The following is a 13,334-nucleotide window of genomic DNA, read 5'->3' on the forward strand; positions in this document are numbered from 1 at the left end:
GGAGGGGGGGCTACTCCCCGTCCTCCTCCCACTCCTTCTCGGCCTTCAGCATCTGCTGGAGAACCTTGTCCTCGCCGGGAGCCAGCGTGGTGAGGATCCGGTCGAGGTCCTCCACCGAGGCGAACTCGACGACGATCTTGCCCTTCTGCTGCCCCAGGTCGACCTTCACCCGAGTCTCGAAACGGTCCGAGAGACGACTGGCGAGGTCGGAGAAGACCGGCGAGACGCGGCCGCCGGCCCGGGGCTTCTTCGTCTTCACCGCGGCGGGCTCGTCGAAGCCCATGAGCCGCACGATCTCCTCGACCGTGCGGACCGAGAGGCCCTCGGAGACGATCCGCTGCGCCAGCTGGTCCTGGGCCTCCGGGTCCTCCACGCCGAGCAGGGCACGGGCGTGGCCGGCGGAGAGCACCCCGGCGGCGACCCGACGCTGGACCGCCGGGGAGAGCCGGAGCAGACGGAGCGTGTTGGAGACCTGCGAGCGCGAACGCCCGATCCGGTCCGCGAGCTGGTCGTGGGTGCAGCTGAAGTCGGAGAGCAGCTGCTCGTAGGCCGCGGCCTCCTCCAGCGGGTTGAGCTGGGCCCGGTGAAGGTTCTCCAGGAGCGCGTCCAGGAGCATCTTCTCGTCGTCGGTGGCCCTGACGATCGCGGGGATGGTCTGCAGGCCGGCCTCGTCGGAGGCCCGCCAGCGCCGCTCTCCCATGATCAGCTCGTAGCGCCCGTCCCCGATCTCACGGACGACCACGGGCTGGAGGAGACCGACCTCCTGGATGGAGGTGACGAGTTCGGCGAGGGCGTCCTCGTCGAAGACCTTCCGGGGCTGCTGCTGGTTGGGGGTGATGTCACCGATCGGGATCTCGGTGAAGTACGCCCCGGCGACCAGGGTCGGCGCGGACGCCGCCGGCGCGGCCGGGGCCGGGCTCTCGGACTGCGGGGCTCCCTGGGGGAACAGGCGTGCCGCGCCGCTCCCGGGGAGCGTGGAGACGGCGCCGGTCTCCGGCGCCTGCTGGTCCTGGGGGGCACCGGCGAACAGCGCGCCGAGCCCCCGCGGCCCCAGTCCCCTACGTCGGTCGCTCACTGAAGTTCCTCCGCCATGCTGTGCTGGTTGTTCTGGTGCCCCACGTGGCCGTGCTGGTGGGGCTCGTAGTGGACGGCGACGCCCCGGAAGGCGATCTCGCGCGCCGCTTCGATGTACGACAGGGCTCCGCTGGAGCCGGGGTCGTAGGTGATCACGGTCTGGCCGTAGCTGGGCGCCTCGGAGATGCGGACGGACCGCGGGATGCTGGTCCGGAGCACCTCCTTACCGAAGTGGGTGCGGACCTCCTCGGCGACCTGCGAGGCGAGCCGGGTCCGGCCGTCGTACATGGTCAGCAGGATCGTCGAGACGTGAAGCGTCGGGTTGAGGTGTCCGCGGACCAGGTCGACGTTCTTCAGGAGCTGCCCCAGGCCCTCCAGCGCGTAGTACTCGCACTGGATCGGGATGAGCACCTCGGCGCCGGCCACCAGGGCGTTCACCGAGAGCAGGCCGAGGGAGGGCGGGCAGTCGATCAGGACATAGTCCAGCGGCTGCTCGTACGCCTGGATCGCCCGCTGGAGCCGGCTCTCCCGCGCCACCATCGACACCAGCTCGATCTCCGCTCCGGCGAGATCGATCGTGGCCGGGGCGCAGAAGAGACCTTCGACGTCCAGGACGGGCTGGACCACCTCGGAGAGCGGCCGGCTGTCGACGAGGACGTCGTAGATAGAGGGGACGTCGGCGTGGTGGTCGATACCCAGCGCCGTGGAGGCGTTGCCCTGCGGGTCCAGGTCGATGACCAGGACCCGGGCGCCGTGCAGCGCCAGGGAGGCGGCCAGATTGACCGTCGAGGTCGTCTTGCCCACGCCGCCCTTCTGGTTGGCCACCACCATGATGCGGGTCTGTTCGGGACGGGGCAGTCCCTCCCCGGCACGGCCCAGGGCCTCTACGGCCAGCTGGGCAGCACGACCAATGGGGGTGTCGTCCATCGGGGGCAATGTTTCACGTGAAACATCCTCCCCTGCCGATTCGGTTCGGGGACCGGGGACCGGATCGGTCATCGGTCCCGCGATGTTGGCGTCGGACCGCATGGATTCACTCTCCTCGGCATCAAGCTCGCGATGGGAAGAGCCTGCCATGCCTGCGGGGTCCTGAACCAGCGAGGTCGGGGGATCTGTGGGTGAATCCACCTCTGTGGAAAACTCCGTAACCCTCGCGAGTGGCTTCACACGGGGTCTGCGGTCCCGGGGGGTGGCAGCCGCGCGCCCGCGGCTGATGATCCCCTGGAGCAGTGAGCGACGTTTCACGTGAAACACGATGCCCCTGCGGCCTTGCCGGGACCGTCCGACACTCCGTGAAAGCGGACGAATGCGACGCTCAGCGGCGCCGGCGGGTCTTGCTCGTCCGTGCCGCCTTGGCCCGCTTGGCCGCGAAGCGCACACCGCCGGGGCTCTCGCCCACCTCGACCCGCACCACCGTGGACATCGGATCGACGATGCCCTCACCGACGTGATGCACCGAGGTCTCCACCACGCCCAGCTTCGAGAGCGCGGCACGAGCCCCGTCGAGCTCCTCCTGCGCGGTGTCCCCCTTCAGCAGCAGCATCTCGCCGTAAGGACGGAGCAGGGGCACGCCCCAGCCGGCCAGGCGGTCGAGGGGTGCCACGGCGCGGGCGGTCACGACGTGGACCGGCGGGAACTTGCCGAGCATCTCCTCGGCGCGCCCCCGTACGACGGTCACGTGGTCGAGGCCGAGCAGCTCCACGACCTCCTGGAGGAAGTTGATCCGGCGCAGCAGCGGCTCCAGGAGCGTGATCTTCAGATCGGGCCGCACCAGGGCCAGCGGGATGCCGGGCAGGCCGGCGCCCGAGCCGACGTCGCAGACCGTCACGCCCTCGGGGACGACCTCGGAGAGGACGGCGCAGTTCAGCAGGTGGCGCTCCCACAGTCGCGGGACCTCGCGCGGGCCGATGAGCCCACGCTTCACACCGGCGTCCGCGAGCAGCTCGGCGTACCGCACGGCCTCGGGGAAGTACTCGCCGAAGACCTTCCGTGCCTGCTCCGGCGCCTCGGGGAGCTCCGCTGCCTCCGTCACGGGGACCGTCCTTCCGTACCGCACGCAGAGCGTGCGAGCGCACTGTGGTGGCTGAGTGGCTGAACTATCGGGGGGCTCCGGACCGCCAGGGTTCTGACGATCAGGTGGCCGAAGTATCAGGCTGACAAAGGAAGGCCCCGTCTGCGAACAGACGGGGCCGACGCGATGAGAGGGGTCAGGCAGGGAGGACGACGACGAAGCGCTGCGGCTCCTCGCCCTCGGACTCGCTGCGCAGACCGGCGGCGGCGACCGCGTCGTGCACGACCTTGCGCTCGAACGGGGTCATCGGGTCCAGCTTGACCGGCTGACCGGTGGACTTCACCTCGTCCGCGGCCTTGGCGCCGATCTGGGCCAGCTCCGTGCGCTTCTGCGCGCGGAACCCGGCGATGTCGAGCATCAGACGGCTGCGGTCACCGGTCTCCCGGTGCACGGCCAGGCGGGTCAGCTCCTGGAGCGCCTCCAGGACCTCGCCGTCCCGGCCCACGAGCTTCTGCAGATCACGACCGCCGGAGTCGCTGATGATCGAGACCGCGGCCCGGTCCGCCTCGACGTCCATGTCGATGTCGCCGTCGAGGTCGGCGATGTCGAGCAGGCCCTCAAGGTAGTCGGCCGCGATCTCACCCTCCTGCTCCAGGCGGGTCAGGGTGTCGCCACCCTCGGCGGCGGAGGTGGTGCCTTCCGTCACGGATGGACTCCTTCTAGATACGTGGACGCTTCTACTTCTTGGAGGACGGGTGCTTGGGCCGCTGCTGGCCCTTGCGCTGGCGGTTGCCGGAGCTCGCGCGGCTGCGGCCGCCGGGCTGGGTGCCACCCTTGGCGGGCGTCTCGGGCTTCTTTTCCAGCGAGGTCTTCGGCTGGGTGTCCTGGGCGGCCTCGCCCGCGGACTCCTCGGCCGTCTCCTCGACAGTCTCGTCGGCCTCGTCGTGCTTGGAGTGCTGCCCGCCGGCCTGGCGCTGGGCCTTGCTCTGGCGCTTGGGCTGCTGCCGCTTGGGGGCGGCGGTGCCCTCGGCCTCGGCGACGGCGGCGTCGCTCTTCACCACGGTGCCGTCGGCCTGGGCGGCGAAGCCGGCCTTGGCCAGACCGCCGATGAAGCGGCGCTCGTTCTCGTTGCGGTCGGAGCCCTTGGCGACGATCGCCTTGACGACGGCCTTGTGGCGGCGGCTACGGATCTCACCGTGGTGCGTGACGCTCTTCAGCAGGCGCTGGAGGTAGGAGTCCTGCGCCTTGCTGCCCGGGGTCGGGTTCTGGTTGATCACGTACATCTGCTGGCCCATGGTCCACACGTTGGTGGTCAGCCAGTAGACGAGGACACCGACGGGGAAGTTGATGCCCATGACGGCGAAGATCACCGGGAAGATGTACATGAGCATCTTCTGCTGCTGCATGTACGGGGTCTTCACGGAGAGGTCGACGTTCTTCATCATCAGCTGGCGCTGGGTGAAGAACTGCGAGGCCGACATCAGGACGATCATGATCGCGGTGACGATGCGGACGTCGGTCAGCGAGGCGCCGAGGGCCGCGACGGCCTCGGGGGAGTCCATGAACTTCGAGGCGATCGGGGCGCCGAAGATGTGCGCCTCACGGGCGCTGTTGACCAGGTCCTGGTTGAGGACACCGATCTCCTTGCCCGACGCGATGTTGGACAGCACGTGGTACAGCGCGAAGAAGAACGGCGACTGGGCGAGGATGGGAAGGCACGAGGAGAGCGGGTTGGTGCCCGTCTCCTTGTACAGCTTCATCATCTCTTCGGACTGACGCTGCTTGTCGCTCTTGTAGCGCTCCTGGATCGCCTTCATCTTCGGCTGGAGCGCCTGCATGTTCCGCGTCGCCTTGATCTGCTTCACGAAGAGCGGGATCAGCGCGATACGGATCAGCACCACGAGGGACACGATCGACAGGCCCCAGGCCCAGCCCGTGTCGGGGCCGAAGACGGCCCCGTACAGCTTGTGGAACTGGACGATGACCCAGGAAACGGGCCAGGTGATGAAGCTGAACAGACTGGCAATCGTGTCCACTAATCAGGCTCCTTGAGCATTGGGCGAGGTCTCTGCGGCCGGGCTCGTCTCGGCGGAGATCCCGCCCTTGTCGCCGCGCAGCGCGTTCCTGAGCATCTCGTGCCAGCGCGGACGCTTCCGCGGGGGGACATGGTCCACTCCGCCGGGCGACCACGGATTGCACCGCAGGATGCGCCAGGCGGTCAGGGCGATGCCCTTGATCGCGCCATGCCGGTCTATGGCCGTGAATCCGTAGTGGGAACACGACGGGTAGTACCGGCAGACGTCGCCCAGAAGCGGGCTGATCGTCCACTGGTACAGCTTGATGAGGGCGAGGAACGGGTACTTCATCGCGTACCCCCTCCCAGCAGCCGCTGGAGGGCGGCGTCCAGGTCTCGGGCCAGGTGGGCGTGGTCGGCGTCACCGGCTCCGGGCAACGCCCGTACGACCACCAGGCTACCGGGGGGCAGCGTGGACAGCCGGTCGCGGACGAGGTGGCGCAGACGACGCTTCACCTGGTTGCGGACGACCGCACCGCCCACGGCCTTGCTCACGACGAAACCCGCACGCGTCGGGGGAGCGCTCTCCCCAGGCGCGTGCGGGTCCGTTGCACCGCTTCGTAGGTGGACGACGAGGAGCGGGCGACCGGCCCGGCGTCCTCGACGTACCGCGGTTGCGAAGTCCTCGCGCCGCCTCAGCCGATTCTCGGTAGGCAGCACGTCATGACCTGTTTAGGTGGATCAGGCGGACAGGCTCGCGCGACCCTTGGCGCGGCGGTTCGCCAGGATGGCGCGGCCGGCACGGGTACGCATGCGCAGGCGGAAGCCGTGGGTCTTCGCGCGACGACGGTTGTTCGGCTGGAAGGTGCGCTTGCTCACTCGGGGGCTCCAGAAATGATTCGGGTGGTGGCGGGACATCGCCTGGCTGTCACCGTGCGCCCACGAGTAGCTCGCATACGCTCGAGTGCACCGCTACGCGATCACTGAATGAACAGAGATCTTTGCCCATCGGAGGCAGGCGGCAGCAGCCATCGACAACTCGACCTGGTTACGGTACGCGCGGTTACGCCATCCGGTCAAACCGACCCGTCGGCGGGCCCCTTTGTGCACAGGCTGTGGACAACAACTTGAACCACGTCAGCCGCCGCGACTACCGTGGCTGGACTCGACTATCTCTTCCGTTCTGTTCTTATCGTCCCGAGAACCACACCTTCGTGGGACCTGCGAGAAAGCGTGCCCCGTGGCTGACGTACCTGCCGATCTTGCCGCAGTGTGGCCACGCGTGCTCGACCAGCTGCTCGGAGAAGGACAGCAGGGCATCGAGCCCAAGGACAAACAGTGGATCGAGCGCTGCCAGCCGCTCGCCCTGGTCGCGGACACGGCCCTGCTCGCCGTCCCCAACGAATGGGGCAAGCGGGTCCTGGAGGGCCGGCTGGCCCCGCTGATCAGCGAGACCCTCAGCCGCGAGTGCGGCCGCCCGATCCGGATCGCGATCACCGTCGACGACTCCGTCGGCGAGCAGCCCCCCGCGCCCTCCCCCGGCCGGCCGCCGCAGCCCCGCTACGACGAGCGCCCGCAGCCGGAGCCGTACGAGAAGTACGACGGCTACGGCCACCGCCCGCTGTCCGACGACGGGCTGCCCACCGCGCGCCCGGCCTACCCGGACTACCAGCAGCCGCCGCGCCCCGAGCCGGGCGCCTGGCCGCGGTCGCAGGAGGACCTCTCCTGGCAGCAGCCGCGCCTCGGCGGCTTCCCCGAGCGCGCCCCGTACACCGGTCCGGCCGCCCCCGAGCCGTCCGGGCACCCGCGCTACGACGAGCCCTCCCGCGGCTACGAGCAGCCGCAGCGGCCCGAGCGCGCCGAGCTGCCCGAGCCTCCGGGGCCCGGTCCGCGGCCCGGCCCGGGCGGTCAGGGCGTGGGTCCCGGCATCGGCCAGGGCTCCCTCGGCGGTCCCGGTACGGGCTCCGGCGCCGGTGCCGGTTCCGGAGGTCCCGGCGAGCAGCACGCGCGGCTGAACCCGCGCTACCTCTTCGACACCTTCGTCATCGGTTCCTCGAACCGCTTCGCGCACGCGGCCGCGGTCGCGGTGGCCGAGGCGCCGGCGAAGGCGTACAACCCCCTCTTCATCTACGGGGAGTCGGGGCTCGGCAAGACCCACCTGCTGCACGCGATCGGGCACTACGCGCGGAGCCTCTACCCCGGCACGCGCGTGCGGTACGTGAGCTCGGAGGAGTTCACCAACGAGTTCATCAACTCGATCCGCGACGGCAAGGGCGACGCCTTCCGCAAGCGCTACCGCGACGTGGACATCCTGCTCGTCGACGACATCCAGTTCCTCGCGAGCAAGGAGTCGACGCAGGAGGAGTTCTTCCACACCTTCAACACGCTCCACAACGCGAACAAGCAGATCGTGCTCTCCTCCGACCGGCCGCCCCGGCAGCTGGTGACTCTGGAGGACCGGCTGCGGAACCGCTTCGAGTGGGGACTCACCACCGACGTGCAGCCGCCGGAGCTGGAGACGCGCATCGCGATCCTCCGCAAGAAGGCGGTACAGGAGCAGCTGAACGCTCCGCCGGAGGTGCTGGAGTTCATCGCCTCCCGGATCTCGCGGAACATCCGTGAGCTGGAGGGCGCGCTGATCCGGGTGACGGCCTTCGCGAGCCTCAACCGGCAGCCGGTGGACCTGGGACTGACGGAGGTCGTCCTCAAGGACCTGATCCCGGGCGGCGAGGACTCGTCGCCGGAGATCACGGCGCCGGCCATCATGGCGGCCACGGCCGACTACTTCGGGCTCACGGTGGAGGACCTCTGCGGTTCCTCGCGCAGCCGGGTGCTGGTGACGGCCCGCCAGATCGCCATGTACCTCTGCCGGGAGCTCACCGACCTGTCGCTGCCGAAGATCGGCGCGCAGTTCGGCGGCCGCGACCACACCACGGTGATGCACGCGGACCGGAAGATCCGGGCCCTGATGGCGGAGCGGCGCTCCATCTACAACCAGGTCACCGAGCTGACCAACCGCATCAAGAACGGCTGACGGCGCGGGACGGCGGCCGGACAGCGGCCGGACGGGAGCGCGTACGGCGCTCCGCCGCCGTGCCGCCCGTGCCGGCCATGCCCGCCATGCCCGCCGTGCTTCGCGGGCCGCGTGCGGCGGCTCCGCCGGCATCCGCGCGGACCGCGCACGGCTCGCGACCGGCCCCCGCGCACAGCCTGTGTACGGCCTTCGAGGGCGCTCCGGGACACCTCCCGGGGCGCCCTTCGGCGTCCCCGGACGGCTGTTCCGGGGCGTCCTTCGGCGTTCCCGGGCGGCTCTTGCGGCGGCGGGCCGTGGCGGACGGACGCCATGACCCGGACGGCCGTGTTCGATTACTCCGTTCCGGTGGCGGGTTCTCCACAGATTGGGGGATGATCTCCCGTCCACAGGGTGGGGACTACGGAGTTATCCGGACTGTGTCCACAGGCGGGGCTGGTGACAGACCATCACTCCAGCTCAGAGGGGTGTGGATTTGTTGGCAAACGATCTCCACAGGCTGTGGATGAATCTTTCGTCCACAGGGGGCCCGGAGAGTTGTCCACCGGCTGCCCACAGAGACGGGCCGGTTGCCCACAGCTTCTCCACACCGCTGTCCACTGTTCGGCAACACAACACCCCCTCTCACCGGCCGGAGTGAAAGGCGTCACACCAAGGGAGACGTTTGGGCTGTGGGGAACCTGGGGAAAGCTGGGGACAGCACTGGGGAGAACTCCCCCTTGCCTGTGTATCGGGTGTGCAGAACTTTCCGGCGTCCACAGAGAACCGTGGTTTTCCACGGGTTCCACCCACAGGGGCAGTGGACAAAAAACCGGCTCTGACCTGCGTGGACGACGTTATCCACGGTTTCCACAGGCCCTACTACTACTGCCACTCATAGTTAGCCCGGGAATCGCTTTGAAGCGGGGCCTGTGCACAACTCGGCGCCGGAGCCCCGACGCCCTCTTGTCGCGACTTGACCCCGAGCCGCACCGAGTGTCGGCGGCGTACGTCAGACTGGATCCCGCAGTAGACGAGAGCCAGCAACAAGCAGGAGGCGGTTTCCGGTGAAGATCCGGGTGGAGCGCGATGTACTCGCGGAGGCGGTGGCGTGGGTGGCTCGCAGCCTTCCGGCCCGTCCGCCGGCGCCCGTTCTCGCGGGCCTTCTGCTGAAGGCCGAGGACGGCGCGCTGAGCTTCTCGAGCTTCGACTACGAGGTCTCCGCCCGCGTCTCCGTCGAGGCGGAGGTGGAGGAGGACGGCACCGTCCTCGTCTCCGGCCGCCTCCTCGCCGACATCTGCCGCGCCCTCCCCAACCGTCCGGTGGAGATCTCCACGGACGGCGTCCGGGCGACCGTGGTCTGCGGCTCCTCCCGCTTCACCCTCCACACCCTCCCTGTGGAGGAGTACCCGGCGCTGCCGGAGATGCCCACCGCGACCGGCACCGTCCCCGGCGAGGTCTTCGCCGCCGCCGCGGCCCAGGTGGCCATCGCCGCCGGCCGTGACGACACGCTGCCCGTCCTCACCGGTGTGCGCATCGAGATCGAGGGCGACACGGTCACCCTGGCCTCCACCGACCGCTACCGCTTCGCGGTCCGCGAGTTCCTGTGGAAGCCGGAGTCCCCGGACGCCTCCGCGGTCGCCCTCGTGCCCGCGAAGACCCTCCTGGACACCGCGAAGGCGCTCACCAGCGGCGACACCGTCACCCTGGCGCTCTCCGGCTCCGGCAAGGGCGAGGGCCTCATCGGCTTCGAGGGCGCCGGCCGCCGCACCACCACCCGGCTGCTCGAGGGCGACCTGCCGAAGTACCGCACGCTCTTCCCCACCGAGTTCAACTCGGTCGCGGTGATCGAGACCGCCCCCTTCGTGGAGGCCGTCAAGCGCGTGGCCCTCGTCGCCGAGCGCAACACCCCGGTCCGCCTCAGCTTCGAGCAGGGCGTCCTCATCCTGGAGGCCGGTTCCAGCGACGACGCACAGGCTGTGGAGCGCGTCGACGCGCAGCTGGACGGCGACGACATCTCGATCGCCTTCAACCCGACCTTCCTGCTGGACGGCCTGAGCGCGATCGACTCCCCGGTCGCCCAGCTCTCCTTCACGACCTCCACCAAGCCGGCCCTGCTGAGCGGCCGCCCGGCCGTGGACGCGGAGGCGGACGACGCCTACAAGTACCTGATCATGCCGGTGCGGCTGAGCGGCTGACGGCCCGCTCTGCCGAGCGGCTGACCTGCGGGCGTGGGGCGTCGACTGAGCGGCTGACCCCACAGGTGTGCGGGCGGGTCCGGGCGTAGGCTCGGACCCGGGTAGGAACCGCACACGACGCTTAAGGAACACTCTGATGGAGCTCGGTCTCGTCGGTCTCGGCAAGATGGGCGGCAACATGCGCGAGCGCATCCGCCGCGCAGGCCACACCGTCATCGGATACGACCGCAACCCGGACCTCGCCGATGTCCACAGCCTCGAAGAGCTTGTGGGCAAGCTCAAGGGTCCGCGCGTCGTGTGGGTCATGGTCCCCGCCGGTGCGGCGACCCAGTCCACCATCGACGAGCTGGCGGAGCTGCTCTCCCCCGGTGACGTCGTCGTGGACGGCGGGAACTCGCGCTGGACCGACGACGAGAAGCACGCCGAGGAGCTCGCGGCCAAGGGCATCGGCTTCGTCGACTGCGGCGTCTCCGGCGGCGTCTGGGGCCTGGAGAACGGCTACGCGCTGATGTACGGCGGCGACGCCGAGAACGTGGCCAAGGTCCAGCCGGTCCTCGACGCGCTCAAGCCCGAGGGCCCGTACGGTGCCGTCCACGCCGGCAAGGTCGGCGCCGGCCACTTCGCGAAGATGGTCCACAACGGCATCGAGTACGCGATGATGCAGGCGTACGCCGAGGGCTGGGAGCTGCTGGAGAAGGTCGACTCCGTGGAGAACGTCCGCGAGATCTTCCGCTCCTGGCAGGAGGGCACGGTCATCCGTTCCTGGCTGCTCGACCTCGCGGTCAACGCCCTCGACGAGGACGAGCACCTCGACCAGCTGCGCGGCTACGCGTCGGACTCCGGCGAGGGCCGGTGGACCGTCGAGGCCGCCATCGACAACGCCGTCCCGCTGCCCGCGATCACCGCGTCGCTGTTCGCGCGGTTCGCGTCCCGGCAGGACGACTCGCCGCAGATGAAGATGATCGCCGCGCTGCGCAACCAGTTCGGCGGCCACGCGGTCGAGAAGAAGTAGCAATCCACAGGCTGTGCACCGCCCGGTGCACAGCGACCGCGGGAAGGCCGGCGCCCACCATGCACGTCACGCATCTCTCGCTGGCCGACTTCCGCTCGTACGCCCGGGCCGAGGTACCCCTCGACCCGGGCGTCACCGCGTTCGTGGGGGCCAACGGCCAGGGCAAGACCAATCTCGTCGAGGCCGTCGGCTATCTCGCGACCCTCGGCAGCCACCGCGTCGCCTCGGACGCCCCGCTGGTGCGGATGGGCGCCGAGCGGGCCGTCATCCGGGCCGCCGTCACCCAGGGCGAGCGCTCCCAGCTGGTCGAGCTGGAGCTCAACCCGGGCCGCGCCAACCGTGCCCGTATCAACAGGTCCTCGCAGGTCAGGCCCCGTGACGTGCTCGGCATCGTGCGGACCGTGCTCTTCGCCCCCGAGGACCTGTCGCTGATCAAGGGCGACCCCGGTGAGCGCCGGCGCTTCCTCGACGACCTGATCACGGCGCGCGCGCCGCGCATGGCGGGCGTGCGCTCCGACTACGAGCGCGTGCTGAAGCAGCGGAACACCCTGCTGAAGTCCGCCGCCATGGCCCGCCGCCACGGCGGCCGCGGCATGGACCTGTCCACGCTCGACGTCTGGGACCAGCACCTGGCCCGGGCCGGTGCCGAGCTGCTGGCCCAGCGGCTCGACCTCGTCCACACCCTCCAGCCCCTCGCGGACAAGGCGTACGAACAGCTCGCGCCCGGAGGAGGACCGGTTCTGCTGGAGTACCGGCCCTCCGCCCCCGGCGCCGGGCAGACCCGCGAGGAGCTGTACGAGCAGCTGATCGCCGCCCTCGCCGAGGTCCGCAAGCAGGAGATCGAGCGCGGGGTCACCCTCGTCGGCCCGCACCGCGACGAGCTGCTGCTCCGCCTCGGCGACCTGCCGGCCAAGGGGTACGCGAGCCACGGCGAGTCCTGGTCGTACGCGCTGGCGCTCCGCCTCGCCTCGTACGACCTGCTGCGCTCGGAGGGCAACGAGCCGGTCCTCGTCCTCGACGACGTCTTCGCCGAGCTGGACGCGCGCCGGCGCGAGCGGCTGGCGGAGCTGGTGGCCCACGGCGAGCAGGTCCTGGTGACCGCCGCGGTCGACGACGACGTGCCGGACGTCCTGGCCGGGACGCGGTACGCGGTGTCCGGAGGGACGGTGGAACGCGTATGAGCGACGCCGGAGAAACTTCCCCACAGCCTGTGGACAAGCCCGCGGCCCCCGAACCCTCGGGCGTGGACCTCGCCCGGGTCGCGCTGCGCGCCGCCAAGGAGCAGGCACGCGCGCGTGGAGCGGCCGCGCAGCAGAAGAAGCAGGCCAAGCGCGGAGGCGGGCTGCGCTCCGGCGCGCGCGCCGACGGGCGCGACCCGATGGCGCTCGGCGCCGCGATCAACCGGCTCCTCGCCGAGCGCGGCTGGGAGACGCCGGCCGCCGTCGGCGGGGTCATGGGCCGCTGGCCGCAGATCGTCGGCGAGGACCTGGCCAAGCACTGCGTCCCGGTGAAGTACGAGGAGGAGCCGGACGCGCGCGTGCTGACCGTCCAGTGCGACTCGACCGCGTGGGCCACGCAGCTGCGGCTGCTGGCGCCGACGCTGGTCGCGCGGCTGAACGAGGACCTCGGGCACGGGACGGTGCGGCTGATCAAGGTGCTCGGGCCCGGGGCGGGGGCGCGGCGGTACGGGCCCCTGCGGGCGCCGGGATCCGTCGGACCTGGGGATACGTACGGCTGAGCCGGTGCGGTCCGGGTGCCGGTGGCGAGGGCGCGAGCCGTCGGGCGCCGCCCGCGCGGTGGGCTGTGCCCCGGTTCGGGCGGGCGTCGACGCCCGCCCGCGGTCAGGTGCCACAACCCGTCACCGCCCGAAGCGCTAGGTGGCCGTCAGGGGCCCCTGGAGCCCCTGTCCGGATATGGGGAGTCGTCTCGGGGTCGCCGAGGGCGGCACATGCGCATTCAGGTACCCGCAAACCCCCATGACTGTCGGCGGTACCGGTAGACTGGAAGACAATCCC

The 13,334-nt window shown here is 70.3% G+C and carries 13 protein-coding genes; 5 read left to right on the forward strand and 8 right to left on the reverse strand.

Annotation, left to right across the window (positions count from 1 at the left end):
* Nucleotides 1-10: 10 nt before the first annotated feature.
* The 8 genes from ACFVU3_RS36685 to rpmH form a co-directional block, all read right to left on the reverse strand.
* On the reverse strand, nt 11-1,075 hold the full coding sequence (locus ACFVU3_RS36685; protein ID WP_390073124.1) for a ParB/RepB/Spo0J family partition protein: 1,065 nt from the start codon (nt 1,073-1,075) through the stop codon (nt 11-13).
* A complete protein-coding gene (locus ACFVU3_RS36690) occupies nt 1,072-2,151 on the reverse strand; it encodes a ParA family protein (protein ID WP_390073125.1) in 1,080 nt (359 codons plus the stop codon). Before ACFVU3_RS36690 ends, ACFVU3_RS36685 begins: the two co-directional genes overlap by 4 nt.
* Before the next feature lie 238 nt (nt 2,152-2,389).
* Nucleotides 2,390-3,106 carry a 16S rRNA (guanine(527)-N(7))-methyltransferase RsmG gene (gene rsmG, locus ACFVU3_RS36695; RefSeq protein WP_189851887.1) on the reverse strand — a complete coding sequence of 239 codons (717 nt, stop codon included), beginning with the start codon at nt 3,104-3,106 and terminating at the stop codon, nt 2,390-2,392.
* A 175-nt stretch (nt 3,107-3,281) separates the two neighbouring features.
* Complete coding sequence (locus ACFVU3_RS36700) at nt 3,282-3,791, reverse strand: R3H domain-containing nucleic acid-binding protein (protein WP_189851886.1); 510 nt, start codon at nt 3,789-3,791, stop codon at nt 3,282-3,284.
* Between the two features lie 31 nt (nt 3,792-3,822).
* Nucleotides 3,823-5,121: a membrane protein insertase YidC gene (gene yidC, locus ACFVU3_RS36705; protein ID WP_390073126.1), complete on the reverse strand. Its 1,299-nt coding sequence runs from the start codon at nt 5,119-5,121 to the stop codon at nt 3,823-3,825.
* A gap of 3 nt (nt 5,122-5,124) precedes the next feature.
* Nucleotides 5,125-5,451, reverse strand: coding sequence for a membrane protein insertion efficiency factor YidD (gene yidD / locus ACFVU3_RS36710; protein WP_030493766.1), 327 nt, complete (start codon nt 5,449-5,451; stop codon nt 5,125-5,127).
* Entirely contained in the window at nt 5,448-5,819 is a 372-nt protein-coding gene (rnpA, locus tag ACFVU3_RS36715) for a ribonuclease P protein component (protein ID WP_030753828.1), read from the reverse strand. The genes yidD and rnpA overlap by 4 nt, the downstream gene beginning before the upstream one ends.
* A 21-nt stretch (nt 5,820-5,840) precedes the next feature.
* Nucleotides 5,841-5,978 (reverse strand): 50S ribosomal protein L34, encoded by a 138-nt coding sequence (gene rpmH, locus ACFVU3_RS36720; protein ID WP_015659252.1) that lies wholly within the window; start codon nt 5,976-5,978, stop codon nt 5,841-5,843.
* 361 nt (nt 5,979-6,339) lie between these two features.
* On the opposite strand from rpmH, the gene dnaA reads away from it, so the two are divergent.
* The 5 genes from dnaA (at nt 6,340) to ACFVU3_RS36745 (ending at nt 13,057) form a co-directional block, all read left to right on the forward strand.
* Nucleotides 6,340-8,133 (forward strand): chromosomal replication initiator protein DnaA, encoded by a 1,794-nt coding sequence (gene dnaA / locus ACFVU3_RS36725; protein WP_390073127.1) that lies wholly within the window; start codon nt 6,340-6,342, stop codon nt 8,131-8,133.
* A 1,043-nt stretch (nt 8,134-9,176) separates the two neighbouring features.
* Complete coding sequence (gene dnaN, locus ACFVU3_RS36730) at nt 9,177-10,307, forward strand: DNA polymerase III subunit beta (protein ID WP_031003097.1); 1,131 nt, start codon at nt 9,177-9,179, stop codon at nt 10,305-10,307.
* 136 nt (nt 10,308-10,443) lie between these two features.
* Nucleotides 10,444-11,319, forward strand: coding sequence for a phosphogluconate dehydrogenase (NAD(+)-dependent, decarboxylating) (gene gnd / locus ACFVU3_RS36735; protein ID WP_390073128.1), 876 nt, complete (start codon nt 10,444-10,446; stop codon nt 11,317-11,319).
* Between the two features lie 59 nt (nt 11,320-11,378).
* On the forward strand, nt 11,379-12,500 hold the full coding sequence (recF, locus tag ACFVU3_RS36740) for a DNA replication/repair protein RecF (RefSeq protein ID WP_390073129.1): 1,122 nt from the start codon (nt 11,379-11,381) through the stop codon (nt 12,498-12,500).
* Nucleotides 12,497-13,057, forward strand: a complete 561-nt coding sequence (locus ACFVU3_RS36745) for a DUF721 domain-containing protein (protein WP_390073130.1) — start codon at nt 12,497-12,499, stop codon at nt 13,055-13,057. Before recF ends, ACFVU3_RS36745 begins: the two co-directional genes overlap by 4 nt.
* The last annotated feature ends 277 nt before the right edge of the window (nt 13,058-13,334 follow it).

Origin of the sequence: Streptomyces sp. NPDC058052 (assembly GCF_042885515.1) — a bacterium.
Taxonomy (GTDB): Bacteria; Actinomycetota; Actinomycetes; order Streptomycetales; family Streptomycetaceae; genus Streptomyces.